Raw genomic sequence first — 19,404 nt, 5'->3', positions numbered from 1 at the left:
CGTGATTCTTCCCTGGCGAAACTTACGGCTTCGGCACCGGAAAGACCATGGTGACTGTCAGGCCGGGCGCTGCGGTATTCGTCTCGTCGGTGGCGGAAAGTTCCAGCGAGCCGCCATGCAGCTCCATCACCGCTTCGACCAGCGAGAGGCCGAGGCCGGTGCCAGGCTTGGAGCGGCTTTCGTCCAGGCGAAAGAACCGCTTGGTCACCTCGCCCCGCTTGTTGGCCGGGATGCCTGGGCCGTTGTCGCAGACGGAGAGCCTGAGCGTGCCGTCGCTCCTGGCGAGCTTCACGCCGATCTTTGGCGTCTGGCTTCCCTCGGAAGCATATTTGATCGCATTGTCGAGGAGATTGAAGATCGCCTGGCCGATGAGCTCCCGGTTGCCGTTGACCACGAGACCCGGTTCGAGCTCGGTGGTGAGCGACAGACCCGCCTCCTCCGCCGCGGGCTCATAAAGCTCTGCGCTGTCGGCGGAGATCGCTGACAGATCGACATCGGACATTTCCGCCGCGATCGATCCCGCCTCGACGCGGGAGATCATCAAAAGCGCGTTGAAGGTGCGGATAAGCTGGTCGGATTCGGCGATGATGCCTTCAAGGGCTGCGCGGCGCACATCCGCACGATCCTCGCCCAGCGCATCGGCGGCCTTGTTGCGCAATCTCGTCAGCGGCGTCTTCAGGTCGTGGGCGATGTTGTCGGAAACCTGGCGCAGACCCTCGTTCAGCTTCTCGATGCGTCCGAGCATGGCGTTCAGCGAATCCGACAGCCGGTCGAATTCGTCGCCGGACTTGCCGACCGGCAGGCGCTGCGAAAGGTCGCCCGCCATGATCTTCTGGCTCGCCGCCGACATGCGGTCGATGCGTTTCAAGGCGTTGCGGCCGATGCCGAACCAGATCACCAACGCTCCGACGCCCATGATGGCCAATGCCACCATCAGTGCCCGGCGCACGATGCCGCGGAACCGGCTCGGGTCGCCGAGATCGCGACCGACCAGCATCCGCAGACCGTTGTCGAGGCGGATGACGTTGGCGGTCGCCAGATGCCGGCCGCGACGGTCCACTTCCGTATAGGGTTCATAGGTGAAAGGAATGTCCGTCCAGCCCTGCTCGTCGAGCACGCCAGGCTGCACCGCGGCAACATTGCCGGCGAGCATCTCGCCGTTGGGACCGGCGATGACATAGAGATTGGCGCCCGGCTGACGGGCTCGCCGCTCCATCATCCGCAGGAGAAGGCTGACGCCGCCGCGCTCATAGGCGCGCTGTATCTCCTGCACTTCCTCCTGTAGCGACTGGCGCGTCTGCTGCGCCAGCAGCCTTTCGGACATCGCCGTGACGTAGATGACCAGAAAGGCCGCACACAAGGCGAAGAGCAGGATATAGAGCGCCGAAAGCCGCACGGCCGTCGAGCGGAACATCAGGCGGGCACGTGCCAGCAACTCGGCTTACCCCTCGTCCTTGATCATGTAGCCGGCCCCGCGAATGGTCTTCAGAAGCGGCTTTTCGAAATCCTTCTCGATCTTCGATCTCAGCCGCGAGACATGCACGTCGATGACATTGGTCTGGGGATCGAAATGGTAGTCCCAGACGTTTTCGAGCAGCATGGTGCGGGTCACCACCTGGCCGGCATTCTTCATCAGATATTCGAGCAGACGGAATTCGCGCGGCTGCAGCAGCACTTCCTTGCCGGCGCGCTTCACCTCGTGCGACAGCCGGTCGAGCTCCAGGTCACCGACCCGGTAGACCATGTCCTGTTCCGGCGTCCCCTTGCGGCGGCCGAGCACTTCGACGCGGGCGAGAAGCTCGGAGAAGGCGTAGGGCTTAGGCAGATAGTCGTCGCCGCCGGCGCGCAGGCCGGTCACGCGGTCGTCCACCTGCCCGAGCGCCGAAAGGATCAACACCGGGGTATTGATGCTGCGCTTGCGCAATTCGCTGATGACGGACAGCCCGTCGCGGCGCGGCAGCATGCGGTCGATGACCATCACGTCGTAGGAATTCTCGGTCCCCATGAACAGACCGCTCTCGCCGTCGCTTGCATGATCGACCACGATCCCGGCCTCGCGAAAGGCCTTGGTCATGTAGGCTGCCGCCTCCAAGTCGTCTTCTATCACCAGAATCTTCATGTGCGGGACAATAGCGTCCGCGCCGGTCTTTGCACTACGGGAATCTGCGGTGCCGGCAGAATATCGGGTATCCGTCTCCATCACTCGCTCCATGGAAAGAAGAAAGGCGCCGACCGTTGCCGGCGGCGCCCCTGACCTTGCGACCTATTTGAGAAATCAGCCTTCGTTGATCGGCAGGGCGACGAAGCGGCTGGTATTGTTTTCACCAGCCACCTGGAACAGCGCGCGGGTGCGGCCATCCTTGCGGGCCTGGTCGAGAACCTTGCCGACATCGGCGGCGCTGGTGACCTTGCGGTTGTTGACCGAGACGATCTTTTCCCCGGTCTTCAGGCCGCGGGCAGCGGCTTCACTATCCGGATCGACATCGGTGACCGAGAGACCGGAACCGTCCTCGGCCGGAGCGACGGTGATGCCGAGGCTGGCAAGCGCCTTGTCGCTGGAGGGCGCCGGAGCGTCGGGCTGCTTCGGCTCGGCCGCCGAAGCTTCATCGCTCTGGAGATTGCCGAGCGTGACCGGGATCTTCTGCGCCTTGCCGTCGCGCCACAGGTCGACATCGACCTTGGTGTTCGGGCCGAAGGCGGCGACGCGCTTGGCGAGGTCACGGGCATCCTTGATCGGCTGGCCGTTGACGGCGGTGATCACGTCACCTTCCTTGATGCCGGCCTTCTGACCCGGAGAGCCTTCCTGCGGAGCAACGACAAGGGCGCCGGTCGCTTCCTTCAGGCCGAGCGAGTCGGCAATATCCTGGGTGACCGGCTGGATCTGTACGCCGAGCCAGCCGCGATCGACCTTGCCGTCCTTCATCAGGTCGGCAACGACGTCCTTGGCGGTGGAAGACGGGATCGCAAAGGCGATGCCGACATTGCCGCCCGACGGCGAGAAGATCGCGGTGTTGATGCCGACGACTTCGCCGGAGAGGTTGAAGGTCGGGCCGCCGGAATTGCCGCGGTTCACCGCCGCATCCACCTGGATATAATCGTCATAGGGACCGGAGCCGATGTCGCGGCCGCGGGCCGAAACGATGCCAGCGGTAACCGTACCGCCAAGGCCGAACGGATTGCCGACGGCAACCACCCAGTCACCGACCCGGACCTTGGAGTCGTCCGCGAAATTGACATAGGTGAACTTGCGGCTGGTGGCGTCGACCTTGAGCACGGCGAGGTCGGTGCGGCTGTCCTTGCCGACCAGCTTGGCTTCGAGTTCCGTGCCGTCATTCAAAACGACCGTGTAGGCGGAACCATCCGAAACGACGTGGTTGTTGGTGACGACATAGCCGTCCTCGGAAATGAAGAACCCGGAGCCCTGTGCCGCCGGGCGCAGGCGGTGAGGACGGTTTCCGTCCTGGCCCCGCGGGCCGTTGCGGTCGGCGCGATCCTGGTTGCGGTTGTTGCGGTCGCCCGGAGCACCCGGAGCGCCCGGTACCTGGCCACCGAATTCACGGAAGAACCGCTTCAGCGGATGGTCATCAGGAAGCTGGTCGAAGCCGCGGCCGCCGAAACTGAACGAACTGCTGTCATCGGAAACGGGCTGTGCGTCGGACTGGACGCGGACGGAAACGACGGCGGGAGAAACGGCCGAAACGACATCGGCAAAGCTCGGGGCCTGCGGTGCGGTAACGCTGACCGGAGCCGCGAAGGACTGCACGACCTGGCCCGGGATGCCGCTCGAGAGCATGACCGCGGCAAGACCAGCAACCGTGGTGGTCTTCAAGACGGTCTTCAGAGAGGGACGTCCGATATTGCGCATGTTTTAAGCTACCTTCTTCTCTTCAGTCATTTTGGCCGGAGGTCAGCCAAGCGGTGGATGAGGAGAGATATAGGCGCTCGCAGGTTAACTGCAGGTGGCGGACGAATGAATTATTGGTAATGTTTGCGGCGGTCTGTTTCGGGCGCCTATTTGTTCAAAAGCTCTTCGATGCGAGCCTGTTCCTCGGCCGTCAGCGACGCGACCGAGCGTTGGCTGGGGCGCGTGCGAACAAAAACCAGGATCGCCACGCCACCGACCAGCAGTAGCAGGACGGGAGTGGCCCACAGGATCATCGTCTTGGCGCTGAACCGCGGTTTCAGGAGCACGAATTCGCCGTAGCGGGACACGACGTAGTCGATCACCTGATCGTCCGCATCGCCGTTCGTCAGCCGCTCGCGCACCAGCACCCGCAGGTCGCGGGCAAGCTCCGCATTGGAATCGTCGATCGACTGGTTCTGGCACACCATGCAGCGCAACTGCGCCGAAAGATTTCGGGCGCGCTGTTCGAGCACGGGGTTTGAGAGCACCTCGTCGGGGTTGACGGCGAAGGCCGGCAGGGGGGCGAGGAGCGCCAGGATCATCGCGAGAACGACCCAGAACACCCCCTCTGCCCTGCCGGGCATCTCCCCCTCAAGGGGGGAGATTGGCAAGACGCACCGACATTGCTCCAATCGCAGCGTTTGTTTGGGGCGGGAGATGGCCACGAGTCGATCTCCCCCCTTGAGGGGGAGATGCCCGGCAGGGCAGAGGGGGGTGAGTTCGCCATCACTCCGCAGCCTCCAGCGTCGCCTTGACCGGCTTCGCCTTGCGGCTCGGCGCTCCCACCCTGAGCCTCCGATCCGACAGCGAGACAAACCCGCCGACCATCATCACCAGCGCGCCGCCCCAGATGCAGAGGATGAACGGTTTCCACCAGATGCGTACCACCATGCCGCCGCTGTCCATCGCATCGCCGAGCGACACGTAGAGTTGGCTGAGGCCGAAAGTCAGGATGCCGGCTTCCGTCGTCGGCATCCGCCGCGCCGTATAGAGCCGCTTCGACGACCAGACATCCGCCACCTGGACGCCACCACGGCTGACGGCAAAATGCCCACGCTGTTCGGTGTAGTTCGGCCCGATGGCATCGCGCAGCCCGTCATAGGTCAGCGAATAACCGCCGGCGTCGACGGAAGTACCCTGCTTCATCTCGACCACCGTCTCGGTGCCGAAGGTCGTCGCGGCGAAAATGCCGAGCACCGTGACCCCGAGGCCGAAATGGGCGATCGCCGTGCCGAATACCGAACGCGGCAGGCCGGCCAGCCGCCTCAGGCCGACCGAAAGCCCGACTTTCGAAAAATTGCCGCGATACCAGAGGTCGGCGAATGCGCCGATCATGCCCCAGAAACCCAGCACCAGGCCGAAGATCGCCAGAACCGGTCCGCCGTTCTGGATGTAGAAGAAGGCAAGGCCCGCTGCCAGCGCCAGGCCCGCGAAGACATAGAGCCGCTGCAGGGCGCCCAGGAGATCGCCACGCTTCCAGGCGAGCACCGGCCCGAACGGCGCGGCGACCAGGAGCGGCAGCATCAGCAGGCCGAAGGTCATGTTGAAGAACGGCGCGCCGACCGAGATCTTTTCGCCGGTCAGCGTTTCGAGGACGAGCGGATAGAGCGTGCCGGTCAGCACCGTTGCCGTTGCCACCGTCAGGATCAGGTTGTTGAGCACCAGCGCGCCCTCGCGCGAGATCGGCGCGAAAATGCCGCCCGCCTTCAGCATCGGCGCCCGCCAGGCAAACAGCGCGAAGGCGCCGCCGATGAAGATGCCGAGAATGCAGAGGATGAAGATGCCGCGGGTCGGATCGGTCGCAAACGAATGCACCGAGGTCAGCACGCCGGAGCGCACCAGGAAGGTGCCGAGCAGCGACAGCGAAAAGGTCATGATCGCCAGCAGCACGGTCCAGATCTTCAGCGCCTCGCGCTTTTCCATGACCAGCGCCGAATGCAGCAGCGCCGTGCCCGCGAGCCAGGGCATGAAGGAGGCGTTCTCGACCGGATCCCAGAACCACCAGCCGCCCCAGCCGAGCTCGTAATAGGCCCAGTAGGAACCCATGGCGATGCCGGCCGTCAGGAAGGTCCAGGCGGCCAGCGTCCACGGCCGCACCCAGCGGGCCCAGGCGGCGTCGATGCGGCCTTCCATGAGCGCCGCGACGGCGAACGAGAAGCAGACCGAAAAGCCGACATAACCCAGGTAGAGAAGCGGCGGATGAACCGCCAGGCCGAGATCCTGCAGCACCGGATTGAGATCCTGTCCCTCGGCCGGCGCCGGGTTGAGGCGAAGGAACGGATTGGAAGTCAAAAGGATGAAGAACAGGAATGCGGTCGAGATCCAGGCCTGAACGGCCAGAACATTGGCCCTCAGCGTATCCGGCAGATTGCGGCCGAAGACAGCGACGAGCGCGCTGAAGAACACCAGGATCAGCAGCCAGAGCAGCATCGACCCTTCGTGATTGCCCCAGACGCCCGAGAACTTGTAGATCAGCGGCATCAGCGAATGGGAATTCTCCCAGACGTTCGCAACCGAGAAATCCGAGACCATATAGGCCCAGGTCAGCACGCCGAAGGAAAAGGCCACGAGCGCGAACAGCACCAGCGAGCCGGTCGGGGCCAGCGCCATCATCGCGACATCGCCGCGCCGGGCGCCGACGACCGGCAGCACCGAGACGATCAGCGCGGTTGCGAGCGCCAGAACAAGTGCATAATGACCGATCTCGATGATCATCTCGTTGCCGTCCCCTTGGCGCCATCGGGCTGGCTCTGGTTGCCTTGACCCTCGTTCCAGACGCCCTGCGCCTTCAGCCGGTCCGCGACTTCCTTGGGCATGTAGTTCTCGTCATGCTTGGCGAGCACGCTGTCGGCCACGAAACCGCGCGATGCCGCGTCGAACGCGCCTTCGGTCACCACGCCCTGGCCTTCGCGAAACAGGTCCGGCAGGATGCCCGTGTAGGTGACCGGCACGCTACCGGTTCCGTCGGTTACCGTAAAACTCACGGTCGAGCCCTGACCGCGCTTCACCGACCCTTCGGCGACCAGCCCGCCGAGCCTGATGCGGGTGCCGGGTTTGACATCGGACTTGGCAAGATCGGCCGGCATGAAGAAATAAGCCACCGACTGGCTGAAGGCGAACATGACGAGCAGCACCGCCACGAGAATGAAGCTCATGCCGCCCGCGATCACCGCCAGCCGTTTCTGTTTGCGCGTCATTGCGCCACTCCTTCGACGGTGATCCCCATCTCGTTGGCGAGCGCCACCAGCTCGCCTGATGACGGGAACTGCTTGAGGCCGCTCTTCAGGGCCTCCTCGGCACTGGATTTGTCGCCGAGCACGGAATAGGAGCGCACCAGCCTCACCCAACCTTCGAGATTGTTCGGGTCCTGTTTCAGCCGTTCCGCAAGGCTCTCGACCATGCCGCGGATCATCGCCTGCCGATCGCCCTGCGACATGTTTGCGGCCGCCGCGACATCCGCCTGGCTCGGATTGCCGGGCGCCTGCGCCGTGTCCTGTCCCGTCGCGATGGTGCCGCCGTTCTTGACGATATGCTGGTTGACGAGCTGCATCCACGGCGCATCGGCCGGCGAGCCCTTGGCAATCGTCTCGAACTGCGCCCTCGCCTCTGCCGCCCTGCCGGCCTGTTCGAAGCCGAGGCCGACATAGAAACGTGAACGCGGATTGTCCGGATCGAGCTTCACCGCCTGCTCGAAGGCGGAACGCGCATCCTCGGTGACGATCCCGTCATTCGATGCGACCAGCGTTTCGCCGAGCCCGGCCAGCCGGACGGGACTTGGCCCAAGAATGCGGATCGCATTTCGATAGGCCATCTCGGCATCGCCAAGCCGCATGGAGCGGAAATAGATCGGCGCAAGCAGATCCCAGCCGGCGCCGTCATTGGGATTTTCGGCAAGATGCCGCTCCGCCTTGGCGACCAGCAGGGCGACATTGTTGCCAGGATTGGCAAGCCGCGCTTCGAGCGGCTGGTCCGGCAGCCCGGGATTGCCGAGCGCCAGGTAAAGACAGAGCCCGACAAGGGGCGGAACCAGCGTGACCACAGTGGTGGCGAGCGCATATTTTCGCGCCTTAGGAGCGGCGATCTCCTTGCCCTCCCCGGCAGCGGCCGCGGCCAGCAGCCGGCGGCCGATCTCCGCACGGGCGTATTCGGCCTCTTGCGGCTCGATCAGGCCCTGGGCCTGGTCCCGGTCCAGTTCGGCCAGCTGGTCGCGATAGACGGCGACCTCTCCGGCACGGTCAGCGGATGCTGTTTTGGCGGCTCGGGCGAAAGGCAGGATGAGGATTGCCGCAACGGCCGCCGTCAGAGCTGCGAGGATGATCCATAAAACCATAGTGGCCCAATACTGCAACGGCCCGCGCTTTCCAACAGCGCAGCCGGCGTTGACGCGAATTTGAGGCCTTTGGCCGCAAGTTCAAACCTGCATATGGGGCCGATCCGATCTGGCGGCCATGACCCATGTCAAACAGCCGCAGAGGAAATCAGGTGAGCGGCGTCCAGGTGCCGTTGGAATTGCGGCAGGCAGCGCCCCGCGCCGTCATGTCGCGGCCGTTCATGGTTACCGTATGGCGATACTGACGGCAGTTCTGAGTGCCCACCTGATAGGGGGCGTTGGCGATCACCTGGCCGTTCGCGTCGTCACCCTTCCAGGTGATTGCCTCGCCGCCGGCCGCCCCTTCCAACGCGCGATATTCCGCCTCGAGGGCGCGGGAACGGTCGCTTGACGAAAGCGTCGCGCCGCTGCGGCCGACGATGCCGCCCTGCAGCGCGGAAATATAGGATGCGGATGGCGAGGGCCGTGGTGTCAGCAGGCCGCGCGTGCCGCCGGTCCCCGCTCCTGAAGACGTGCCGCAGCCCGCCAGCAGGCCGGCAACCACAAGCGATGAAACGGTATTTCGAAGGCTCAATAATCGCATCGTGTCGGAAACCGGTCGCGGCTCGTTTTCTTCGGAAATCTCGCCGAGACTGGTCCGGTCCCGGCATGGCATCATTATGGCGTCATTGGGAAAACACACAAATCCGACGATCTTTCAGTCTCCCCGCATATTAGCAGATATATAGAAATGTCTCTTCCGACAAAGATATAGCAGGCGATCCATCCGTCCATAAGCAATGGCAGGGAATAGGCCGATGTTGCCCTTGCGCCACAGTCCTGCTGGACCATGTTGTGAATATCGGACGATCACGGACCTTCCTTGGCGACGCCGGGAAGCAGAAGTTGCGCCCTCAGGCCACCCCGCGTCCCGCGCGTCAGCTCGACGGAACCTTGATACTCGCCGGTGATTTCGCGCACGATCGACAGTCCGAGCCCAGCGCCCGGCTTGCTCTCGTCGAGCCGCCTGCCGCGTTTCATCGCCTCCCGGATCTGATCCGGCTCCAGCCCCGGGCCGTCGTCTTCGACAGCGACCTCGACCCAGGAGCGCCGCACGGTTTCGCCTTCGCCGGATTGGGGGCCTGATGTTGGCGTCGCGGTGATCCACACGCCGGTTTCGCAGAAGCGCGCGGCGTTTTCGAGCAGGTTGCCGACCGTCTCCTCGACGTCCTGCTGTTCCATGGCAAGCGCCACGCCCGGCGGAAAGACCGACAGGTGGAACTCCTTTTCCGGATTGAGTCGCCGCATCACCCTGACCAGGCGTTCCAGCACCGGCTCAAGCTCGGTCCGGGCGAGCAGCGATTCGCGCTGGGCGGCGATGCGCGCGCGGTTCAGGTAGGATTGCACCTGCGCCTGCATTCCCTCCGCCTGCGACCGCACCATGTCCGACTGCACCTTTTCGACGGCACGCGATTCGTTGAGCAGAACCGCAATCGGCGTCTTCAGCGAATGGGCGAGATTGCCGACCTGCATGCGGGCCCGCTCGACGATGCGGCGGTTGCTTTCGATCAGCGCGTTGATGTCGCTCGCAAGCGGCATGATTTCGCGCGGAAATTCCCCTTCCAGCCGCTCCGCCTCGCCGCGCCGCACCCTTTCGAGCGAGCGCCGTGCGCCGTCAAGCGGCTGCAGCCCGTAGAGGATCGCCAGACCGTTGACGACCAGACTGCCGAAACCGAAGACGGCAAGGGCGATATAGAGACTGCGGGTAAAGGCCTGGATATCCTCCTCGACAACCGCGAGATTGCCCGACACGCGGAAGCGCGCGGCGCGGCCTTCGCCGTCGAGGACGACTTCGGTTTCGGCAACCAGAACATGATTCTTGTAGGCGTCGATCGCGGGGTAGAAGCGCTCATAGCGATTGTTGAAGGGCACCGCCAGGATCGACGGAACGCTGATGTTCGAGGTGCCGAGCGAGGAGGATGACAGCGGCGTCGCTGCAAAGGTGCCGAGCGGCTCGATGATCCAGTACCAGCCGGTCTCAGGCTGCGAGAAGCGCAGGTCGCCGAGCTGAGGGCTGCCGGCGAGCTTGTTGTCGTCACCGATCGTGATCGAGTTGATGACATTATAAAGCTGGGCGCGCAGGAGGTCGGTGAAGGCGCGCTCTGCCGATTGCCGGTAGAGCTGCGAGATGACGATCGAAATGACGACCAGAGCCAGCGCCGACCACAACGTGGCCAGAAGCAGCACGCGGGCAGTCAGCGATCTTGGTCCGATCATCCGGAATTTAGGGCGCATCGTTTGGCGCTTGCATCCTGTAACCGAGTCCGCGGACCGTCTCGATGAGGTCGACACCGAGCTTCTTGCGAAGCCGGCCCACGAAAACTTCGATCGTATTGGAATCGCGGTCGAAATCCTGATCATACATATGCTCCACAAGCTCGGTGCGGGAAACGACCTGCCCCATGTGATGCATCAGGTAGGACAGCAGCCTGAATTCGTGCGAGGTGAGCTTCAGGGCGACGCCTTCGACGCTCGCCTTGGAAGCCTTGGTATCGAGCCGCACGGGCCCGCAGACGATTTCGGAGGATGAATGCCCCGCCGCCCGGCGGATCAGTGCCCGAACGCGGGCCAGCACTTCCTCCACATGGAAGGGTTTGGCGACATAGTCGTCGGCACCGGCATCGATGCCTGCCACCTTGTCGCTCCAGCGGTCGCGGGCGGTCAGCATCAGAACCGGCATGCCCTTGCCTCCGGCACGCCATTTCTCGACGACGGTGATGCCGTCCATGACCGGCAGGCCGATATCGAGGATCACCGCATCATAAGGCTCGGTTTCGCCGAGATAATGGCCTTCCTCGCCGTCGAAAGCCTGGTCGACCACATAACCCGACTCCTTCAGGGCGTCGGAAAGCTGCCGGTTGAGATTGACATCGTCTTCGACCACCAGAATGCGCATGCACCGCCCCTCGAATGATATGCCGGCGGCTGATCGCCGCCGGAGCCGCTTTACATCGGAACCCTGACGGTCACCTTGCGCGGTCTTTGATTGCCATCGCCTTGGACGAGCACCGTCACGACACAGGTCTGGCCATCTGAGGAGGGCTGAGCGGAAAGAAGCTGGCCGCCGGTTTCCCGCACCACGCGAGACGCCGCCGAGCCGCAATCGCCTGCGACGAGGACGAGGTAATCACGCGCATCGACCTTTTCCGGCAAAAAGCCGGCGAAACCGGCAAGGCCGGCGGTCAGTATCGCGATGATTGGCAGTCGCGCCATGGGTACAATTTCCACTCACAAGACAAACAGGATTCATGTCCAAAGCATGTGATGGATTATGTAGCCAAAGGCGGCTGAATGGCAAATGAATGGTCCGTAGTGCTTTCCTTCATGGGGCTATTTTCCCCTGATTCCGGTCTGGGCCGCGATACGACCGTAGATCGCGAGAAACCCGCCGGCAGCTCCCGCCAGCGTCACCGCAAGCTCTGCGATGTCTGCCTGGACATCTGCTCCGAGCTGAATTCCCGTGATTTGCAGAAGCGCGGCGGCGACCGCAATCAACCCGCCCCAGACCGTTTTCGACTGATACCACACCTTCATGCCATCCATGTTCATCTCCTTGTTTCAACCTAGAATACAACGGCCGCCTCGGCCGGGACCCCGAGCGGGACCGCCCGGCCCATCTGCCGGACCCGCAGCGAAAGGCTCGATTGGATACCGCCGAAATCGGCAATCTCGTCGGCCGCCGGATAGGTGAAAGCGGGTTCCGTCACCTCGACCATGCGCCTGACGGTGGGGCCGTCCAGCACCTCGAGCCGGTAGCGCTCCTCCGGCTCGTCCAGTGGAATTTCGATCCCGTCCCAATTGTCCGCCTCGACCCTGCCACGCCTCACCCAGGTCAGGCGGGCATCGCCGCCGACCGGCCGCTCCCCGCGGATATGGACCGGCGAAAGCGGCGTCTCGGCGCGCATGCCCCCCGCAAATCCATGTGGGCTGGAACGTCCGCCCGCCTGCCCCAGGCTTTCCGCCAGCCAGTTCATGGCCAGACCACGCTCCTCCGCCGACAGTCCCAGCGGCACAACGGCTTCATCGAGCACGACGACGGCTGCACCCGCCGTGGCGCCCGCCAACATGGCATCCCCGGTCCCCGCCAGCCCGCGCAACAGGTTCGACAGCGCCCAGCGATTCGGGCTGATCTCTTCGGCTACGGCAAAGCCGAGCACTTCCCAGGCGCCGTTCTGCGCTTTCACCGCAATACGGTTTTCGCCATTCAGCACCGCCTGCTCGTCCGCCGACGACAGGCCGCCGAAAAACAGTTCGATCTCCATGACCACACCGCGATCGAAACGCCCGATCACGCCGCCCGAAAGCGGCGTCGCCAGAACACCCACCCTTGCCGGCCGGTCGAGCGCCGAGTGCGTGCGATACCCTTCCGTCGTCACGGAGGAGGATAGCGCCATCCGCCGCCACGGCCGGCAGAAGCCCGCAACGCGGGCGAAGCTCGCTGACTCGCCCGGCGTAAACCGCGGCAGATCAAGAAAGTGCAGTACAGGCGCAAATCCGTCGGAGACGGCGCTACCGCCATTTCTGTGCCCCTCGCCGACAGCATAGTTCAACGGCGCCAGCGGCGCGTGGTGCCGCGCCTCGATCCGCCGCGCCGCGCCTTCTTCGACCCGTTCGACGATGAACGTCCCCTCCGGGCCGCTCGCATCCGGCAGAGCCAGCCGCACCGCATCGCCGGGCTCGACGGCAATATCGGCGGGCGAAAGCGCAAAACTCAACGACCGCCTCGCGACCCTGTGCGTGCGCAGCAGCGTCTCGACCGCACCGAGCGACGTCTCCTCCGGCAGCACGGCCGGTAGGTCGTAGCTCAGGATACGCTGGCTTTCCGCCCGCGCCCGCCGCGATCGCACACCCGCCTGTTCGTAGTCCAGGCTCGGATTGTAGGAGGTCAGCACCGCCTCAGCCGCAAAATCGCTGTCATGCCCCCGGTTTTCCGACCACAGCGGCTCATCCTCGATATCGGCAATGACGGCGATCTCCTTCGCCGCCAGGCTTGCCGTCAACCGCGACCGGAAGCGCAGTCTGCCGCCGTCTTCGGCGACATCCACCTGAAAGACCTCGAGTAGCGGCTCCAGAAGCGCCCTCGCGGAGGTCACCTCGCCCTGTACGTAGCCAGTCAGGTCGCCGCTCACCGCCGAAACGTCGAAATCTTCAAAACCATGTTCCGTCAGGATCGCGGCGATGGCATCGGCAAGCGTAGTTCCTCCCAGCCGACCATTGAGCCAATGGCCCGTGCGCCAGTTGCCGCCATCGCTCCAGGCCGAAAGATCGCCGGGAAAGGCCGGAACAGGCCGGGCATCCCAGGTCCAGACGAAGACGTGATCCCGGTCGACCATGCCGGCCGGCAGCGCGTCGCCCTGCCACCAGCCATGATGCGCCTCCAGGAACCGCCGCTGCATGCTGTCCGACCGCCCGCCGCTCGAAAAATACGGCAGAGCGCTTTCAGCCGATTTCGGGTCGGTAAAGACGTTCGGCTGATTGGCGCCCTTGTCGACCGCCGGGCACCCGAGTTCGGTAAACCAGATCGGCTTCATACCGGGCACCCAGTCCGTGGGTATTATATTCTCGGCCCCGCCCGCACGGTCATGATGGTCATTCGACCACCATCCCAAGAGATCCTTGTAACGAAATACCCACGTGTGGCGCGGCAACTACGCTTGAGAGGCTTAGGCAGGAAATCAAGGACTTAGGGTGTGGCTTTCTGGCATACCTCTAACTGTTTTAGCACATACCCCTGTTAGAGAATCCGAGATTGCGGCATTCCCTTGTGAACTTTCGGCGGACTGACAGTTGTCGGCCTCTGGTCACTGAGCCTCCAATGCCAGCTTGTGACTCGGCAATTTTGAGGAAGGCATTCAATCGGGTTGATCGTAGTCCTCCGGCTCAAGACATTGATGTCCCCTAGATCGATCTCGACACAGGCACCGTCTAACTCGCATTCGATGCCGTCGAACATCTCATCCTCGCCACTAAGTCTTTGGAATGTGATGTTCACCATCGCTCTGATTTCGAGTTCTTCATCGGGCTCGAGCCGTAGCAGAGCTTTGGATACAATTGACCTTCGGGAGTACCCGTAGACAGCGAGTTCATGCTCAGCGTCGAGTCGACTAGGCTGCGTGTAAAACTTCTAGTGCATAAGCCGTACGTTGCACCAGAAAGGTCGCCGACCTCCTTGACCGTGGAATTTCCCGAACCCAATCTCTCAAGTGAAAGGGTGGAGGAATCATGTGGGCGGATAGCGAAAGCAAAGTAGACTACCTGAATTATTCTGAGGTTTCCGAGATGATCTGCGACTTGGTGTCTGATGATGCCATGCTTCCCATTTCACTCGGTGTCTACGGTACCTGGGGCGTTGGAAAATCCAGCATTCTACAGTTGGTCGGCACGCAGCTGGAGGCGGAAGAGCGCAATCTAGTCGTCCTGTTCGATGCGTGGCTTTACCAAGACTTTGAAGAAGCCAAGTCTGCCCTCATGACGGTCATAGCGAAGGCCATCTACGAGGCCGCCCCTGATTCTCTGAAGGACAAGGCGGCGAACTTTTATCGGCGAGTCAACAAGCTCAAGGTTTTGGGAATGGCCGTGGACGTGGGCGCTTTGTTCGCCGGCATTCCGACGATGGGAATGTTCACCAGGGCTGCGGGTTCTGCAGGAGATATGTGGGAAGGCACAGCCGACGAAGACGACGTTTCTGCGGTGAGGGAAGCCACCACAGAGGCCGGAAAGAAGGCATCTGGTCTTCTAAAGCCCAAAGAGAAACGTAACGCTCCGGAAGAGATTATCGCTTTCCGCAAAGAATTCAGCGACCTTCTTGGCAATCTCGAGCGACGTCTAGTAGTTTTCGTTGACAACCTTGATCGGTGCCTGCCGGCGAACGCCATCGCGACACTCGAGGCGATGCGCCTTTTCTTGTTCATGCCGAATACGGTGTTTATCGTAGCTGCCGACGAGGACATGATCCGTTTGTCGGTCGAGAAACATTTCAAAGACCCCGGCAGCCAGCACATCACTGACTACCTCGACAAGCTGATCCAGATACCTCTTCGCGTGCCGAAACTCGGCCTCCAGGAAGTCAGAGCGTACCTGTTTATGCTTGCTGCCACGAAATCCGAAGTCGCTGCTGAGAAAATCGAGGCCTTGCGGACTTATCTCATCGAGAAGCTCCGGCACAGCTGGTCCGATGCCCCTCCATTCGACGTCAACCAAGCGGCTCTTCACCTGGGCGTCGCGACGGGCCACGAGCTTCGCGGAACCCTCGAAACCATGGATCGTCTTGCGGGACTGCTCGCACATTCGAAACAGGTGAACGGCAATCCGCGTATCGTGAAACGGTTGCTGAATGTCGTGCGGATGCGCGGCCTCGTCGCGCGCCGTCGCGGTATGGCGTTGGATGAGTCCACCATCGCAAAGCTCGCCCTCTTTGAGCGATGCACTGACGAGAGTGCTATCCGGGCATTGAACGCTTTGATCAGCGCCGCACCAGGTGGAAAAGCCCCGATCTTCTTGGAGCTCGAGGCACTCGGCGATGCGGTGGCTCCAGACAAGCTTCCGAAGGAATGGCAAAAATATCCGGACTTCGTTTCGGATTGGCTCAAGCTTCACCCTCCCCTTGGCGGCACCGACTTGCGTCCTGCGGTCTATCTTTCCAAGGAGACCATGCCAGTCAAGATGTCTCCGCAACGCATCAGCGCGAAGACGTTGAAGGCCATCGAAGTCATCCTGAAGACTGCGACCCTGAGTTCACTTGCCACCAAGACGGCCATCAGGGAAATCGACCCAGCCGAAGTCGGAGAAGCAATGGACGAAATCATCGCGACGATGAAACGTAATCCGGAGTGGTCGAAAGCGCGCGATGACTTCCGAGGGGCGTCTTTGCTCGCCACGAGTGACGAGATTGCTCATGAAAAACTGGTCAGCTTCGTTACGAGTCTTCCGAGCCGTCCAAGGTGGATGAAGGCTTTGATGAAGGACGAAACAGCCGACGCGACGGGGAGCGGTGCCTGATGGGAACTTCAGCGTCGGCAAAAGGGTCTGGTCCGAAGCAGCCAATGGTTCCGCCTTGGGGGGACGATGATCCCGGCACACCCGTGCCTCCCGCGCCCCCAAAGCGCTTTCAGGCTTTCAGAACTTCATTTGGGAAGTACCTGAAGGGTGGCGAGGGCAGTGACCTTCGGAGGTCACTCGGCCATTATGCGAGGACCTCGACCGGAGGAAACGCTGTCGGTCCGCGGCGCTTTGGTTCTGTTTATACGACCGGCGGCCAGCTTTACGACGTCCTGAATTCACTTGCGGGCGACGGAACGGCCGCAGCGGAACAGGGCCTCTCGCAGGCATCCCTCGCGGGGCAGCCACTCGATGTCGTGTGTCAGCGTCTGGCTGAAGCGCTTGCGCCTGAGAACGGTGATAGTGACCGAATTCGCGCGGCCATTGATGAGGCGATGCTGGAGGTTCTCGGCGATGGCGACTTCGATCCCACGCAACTTGACGCCGAGACTATAAACCGGGTTCTCGGAGAGTACCTTTCACAGTCGGTATTCCAGGAAATCGTCGAGGAAGTCGGCGGTTCATGGGCCAACGCTCCCGACGAGCAGAGGACAGCGGAGGCGGAGGCCGATCTTCTCGAGGTTATTCGTGTCGTGGTGGACAAGAACCTGGGGCCGCGACTGGCCGACGCAGGCAACATGACCAAATCTGACGTCCACCGCTTCATGCGCGAGGCCGTCACCGAAGTCTGGCGCGAATGGGAGAGCTACGATGAATAAACTCGTATTCCACGTCGACGAGGCGAAGATACCCGCCGCGGATACAAACGGCACGACGCATGTCTTTCTATACGGCAAGCGTCCGGCGCGCCTTGGAACAGGCTCGATCGGCGGAAGGCTGGAAGTGGCGGTGGCTAGACTGGCCGTCCCCGTCGACACAAGGTCCTTCGACTTCCTGTCCATCGCCCTAGCCGTCGTCGCTGCGGACACCTTCGTCAGCCGCGAGTCCTTCTCCGCTAATGGCTGGACACGGGAATTCATCCTGGACGTTCCGCTAGCGCGGCCGAGGGTTTGGCAAGACGTGGCGGCCGACCTTGAGCATGCGCTGAACTTCCTCAGCGGGGATCGCTGGTCGCTATTGTTTCGGGACGGCGGGATCGAGCCGCCTACCAAGAAGGACATCTCGAGACTTATAAAGCATATCCCGGTTGGATCGGCCGATTGTGCGTGCCTGTTTTCCGGTGGGCTCGACAGCCTCATCGGCGCTCGTCGTCTCGCTGACGAAGGGAGGACACCCCTCTTGGTCAGTCATTCCTATCGGGGTGACCAAAGCTACCAGGACTATCTTGCACCGCGCCTCGGGAAGACCCTCCCTCGTTTCGCCGCGAATGCCAATCCCGTGTTCGGTGGTCAGAATACGAACGATACCACCATGCGGACACGAAGCCTCGGCTTCCTGGCCTACGGTGTCGTGTCAGCGAACGCTGTTCTCGCTAAAAAACCCTCTGCGGGGGTCATCGACCTCTTCGTTCCTGAAAACGGCTTCATCGCCCTGAACGCTCCGCTGACACGACGTCGTGTGGGTTCTCACAGCACCCGCACGACACACCCAAGCTTCCTGTCGCAAATCCAGTCCGTCCTCGACAAGGTCGGACTGCCTGTCCGACTACAGAACCGATATCGGCACATGACGAAGGGTGAGATGCTCTGTGAGATGCTGCCTAGCGCCGTCGTTGCTCAGGCCGCTGTATCCACGGTTTCTTGCGGTAAATGGAAGCGTAAGAGCAAGCAATGCGGCCATTGCGTGCCTTGTCTGATCAGGCGTGCGGCCTTTGCGAAAGCCGGCGTTGTGGACACCACGCCCTACCAGTTCCCGGACCTGGGAAAACTATGGGATCGGCCCGATATTCGCGACGACGTAATGGCTACGCTGGTCGCGGCAGGCCGGGACGAGCGCAGCCAGAGACAGCGCGCCATAGCGAGTGGACCCTTGCCGTTCGATCCGGTAGAACGCGAAAACTGGTTCGGTGTCCACAAACGAGGTCTTGAAGAGGTCGCCGCCTTCCTGAAGACCCAAGGTTTCGCGAATTGATCGACTTCCATTGCCATGTAGACCTGTTTCCGTCGCCGGAACGCGCGGCGGACGAGATCGATCGTTCCGGCACATATGTACTGTCCGTGACGAACACGCCCAAAGCTTTCCCGAAGACGGCGCTGCTCGCCAAGGGAAAGAAACGGATCAGGACGGCTCTGGGGCTTCATCCCCAACTCGTGTCGGAGCGCCACGGTGAAATGGGTCTTTTCCGGAGACTTCTCGGCGAGACGCGCTACGTCGGGGAGATCGGGATCGACGGCGGCGACGAGCATGCCCAGCATCTCAAGCTTCAAAGAGAGGTCTTCGACGAAATTCTCCTGGCGTGCGCTACGGCGGGCGGGCGTGTGATGTCCATTCACAGCAGACACGCTAGCGGAGAAGTGGTCGAGGCGTTAGCCAGACGGCGTAACGCTGGGTTGGCGATCCTACACTGGTTCTCTGGCCCCTTATCGCATGCCGACAATGCCGTTGATATCGGAGCGTGGTTCTCGGTCGGCCTCCCGATGTTGAGGAGCAAACGAGCAGCCTCATTTATGAAACGGCTCCCACGCGATAGGGTACTAACCGAAACCGATGCTCCCTTCGCTTCGACCTCTGGAGAACACTATCCAACGGCAGCGGTAACTGAAACCGTCGCCGCTTTATCTCGCTTGTGGAATTGCGATGAGCATGAAACACGCCTGCAACTTCAGACGAACCTCAGGACTTTGGGTGAGCAAGCCGAAAATTTCTCGCTCAAAACATCGTAGATTCAGGCCCGTCGCGATGATGAGAACTTAGATGTGATCACTTATCCGCCGGCCGCCGTCGCGGTCTAAGCTTTTTCCTCAGGCATCAACAGAAGTCTGACGTCGGTCAGAATTCCTTTCCATTCGGACACATCTTTATCGAATGCTCTGTAGAGCTTTTCGACAATCCTCGCGAGGCCTGGGAAACCCAGCTGGAACTTGTTCGTTGCTCAATTGCGGACAATATCCGACGCAAGCGAACTGAGGACAAGCCGCTTACGGAGAACCTCAGAAGCCACGAAAAAGCGTAGTTGGACTTCCTTCACTGATCG

General features: G+C 62.1%; 16 protein-coding genes and 1 pseudogene. 4 read left to right on the top strand and 13 right to left on the bottom strand.

The annotated features are described in order from the left end of the window. Positions 1–22: 22 nt before the first annotated feature. The 13 genes and pseudogenes from LZK81_RS06485 to LZK81_RS06425 all read right to left on the bottom strand — a co-directional run. The gene (locus tag LZK81_RS06485) at positions 23–1,414 is read right to left on the bottom strand and encodes a sensor histidine kinase (RefSeq protein ID WP_418936497.1); all 1,392 of its coding nucleotides are present in this window, start codon (positions 1,412–1,414) and stop codon (positions 23–25) included. A 27-nt stretch (positions 1,415–1,441) separates the two neighbouring features. Further along, on the bottom strand, positions 1,442–2,200 hold the full coding sequence (locus tag LZK81_RS06480) for a response regulator transcription factor (RefSeq protein WP_326491504.1): 759 nt from the start codon (positions 2,198–2,200) through the stop codon (positions 1,442–1,444). A gap of 75 nt (positions 2,201–2,275) precedes the next feature. After that, a complete protein-coding gene (locus tag LZK81_RS06475; RefSeq protein WP_046628316.1) occupies positions 2,276–3,865 on the bottom strand; it encodes a Do family serine endopeptidase in 1,590 nt (529 codons plus the stop codon). 146 nt (positions 3,866–4,011) lie between these two features. After that, positions 4,012–4,488, bottom strand: coding sequence for a cytochrome c-type biogenesis protein (locus tag LZK81_RS06470; RefSeq protein ID WP_418936479.1), 477 nt, complete (start codon positions 4,486–4,488; stop codon positions 4,012–4,014). A 142-nt stretch (positions 4,489–4,630) separates the two neighbouring features. Then, on the bottom strand, positions 4,631–6,619 hold the full coding sequence (locus LZK81_RS06465) for a heme lyase CcmF/NrfE family subunit (protein WP_233955566.1): 1,989 nt from the start codon (positions 6,617–6,619) through the stop codon (positions 4,631–4,633). Beyond that, entirely contained in the window at positions 6,616–7,101 is a 486-nt protein-coding gene (gene ccmE / locus LZK81_RS06460; protein WP_233955565.1) for a cytochrome c maturation protein CcmE, read from the bottom strand. The genes LZK81_RS06465 and ccmE overlap by 4 nt, the downstream gene beginning before the upstream one ends. Further along, positions 7,098–8,234, bottom strand: a complete 1,137-nt coding sequence (gene ccmI, locus LZK81_RS06455; protein ID WP_233955563.1) for a c-type cytochrome biogenesis protein CcmI — start codon at positions 8,232–8,234, stop codon at positions 7,098–7,100. The genes ccmE and ccmI overlap by 4 nt, the downstream gene beginning before the upstream one ends. 148 nt (positions 8,235–8,382) lie before the next feature. Continuing rightward, positions 8,383–8,817 (bottom strand): hypothetical protein, encoded by a 435-nt coding sequence (locus tag LZK81_RS06450; protein ID WP_233956490.1) that lies wholly within the window; start codon positions 8,815–8,817, stop codon positions 8,383–8,385. A gap of 266 nt (positions 8,818–9,083) precedes the next feature. Further along, positions 9,084–10,508 carry an ATP-binding protein gene (locus LZK81_RS06445; protein WP_418936478.1) on the bottom strand — a complete coding sequence of 475 codons (1,425 nt, stop codon included), beginning with the start codon at positions 10,506–10,508 and terminating at the stop codon, positions 9,084–9,086. Next, positions 10,498–11,169 carry a response regulator transcription factor gene (locus tag LZK81_RS06440; protein WP_046628321.1) on the bottom strand — a complete coding sequence of 224 codons (672 nt, stop codon included), beginning with the start codon at positions 11,167–11,169 and terminating at the stop codon, positions 10,498–10,500. The genes LZK81_RS06445 and LZK81_RS06440 overlap by 11 nt, the downstream gene beginning before the upstream one ends. Positions 11,170–11,219: 50 nt before the next feature. After that, entirely contained in the window at positions 11,220–11,486 is a 267-nt protein-coding gene (locus LZK81_RS06435; protein WP_046611652.1) for a hypothetical protein, read from the bottom strand. Between the two features lie 117 nt (positions 11,487–11,603). Beyond that, positions 11,604–11,816, bottom strand: coding sequence for a hypothetical protein (locus LZK81_RS06430; protein ID WP_233955562.1), 213 nt, complete (start codon positions 11,814–11,816; stop codon positions 11,604–11,606). Between the two features lie 20 nt (positions 11,817–11,836). Continuing rightward, a pseudogene (locus LZK81_RS06425) lies at positions 11,837–13,906 on the bottom strand (baseplate megatron protein TIM-barrel domain-containing protein); the annotation flags it as partial. A gap of 589 nt (positions 13,907–14,495) precedes the next feature. On the opposite strand from LZK81_RS06425, the gene LZK81_RS06420 reads away from it, so the two are divergent. From LZK81_RS06420 to qatD, 4 genes are read left to right on the top strand one after another with little or no spacing between them, the layout of a single operon-like run. Further along, the gene (locus LZK81_RS06420; RefSeq protein WP_233955560.1) at positions 14,496–16,271 is read left to right on the top strand and encodes a KAP family P-loop NTPase fold protein; all 1,776 of its coding nucleotides are present in this window, start codon (positions 14,496–14,498) and stop codon (positions 16,269–16,271) included. Further along, positions 16,271–17,029, top strand: coding sequence for a hypothetical protein (locus LZK81_RS06415; protein WP_233955559.1), 759 nt, complete (start codon positions 16,271–16,273; stop codon positions 17,027–17,029). The genes LZK81_RS06420 and LZK81_RS06415 overlap by 1 nt, the downstream gene beginning before the upstream one ends. Further along, a complete protein-coding gene (qatC, locus tag LZK81_RS06410; RefSeq protein ID WP_233955558.1) occupies positions 17,022–18,341 on the top strand; it encodes a Qat anti-phage system QueC-like protein QatC in 1,320 nt (439 codons plus the stop codon). Before LZK81_RS06415 ends, qatC begins: the two co-directional genes overlap by 8 nt. Further along, entirely contained in the window at positions 18,338–19,093 is a 756-nt protein-coding gene (qatD, locus tag LZK81_RS06405; protein WP_233955557.1) for a Qat anti-phage system TatD family nuclease QatD, read from the top strand. Before qatC ends, qatD begins: the two co-directional genes overlap by 4 nt. Positions 19,094–19,404: the final 311 nt, after the last annotated feature.

The organism is Neorhizobium galegae, assembly GCF_021391675.1.
GTDB classification, from domain to species: domain Bacteria; phylum Pseudomonadota; class Alphaproteobacteria; order Rhizobiales; family Rhizobiaceae; genus Neorhizobium; species Neorhizobium galegae_B.
Note: the sequence above shows the minus strand (reverse complement) of the source record. Positions and strands in the feature narration are given on the sequence as shown.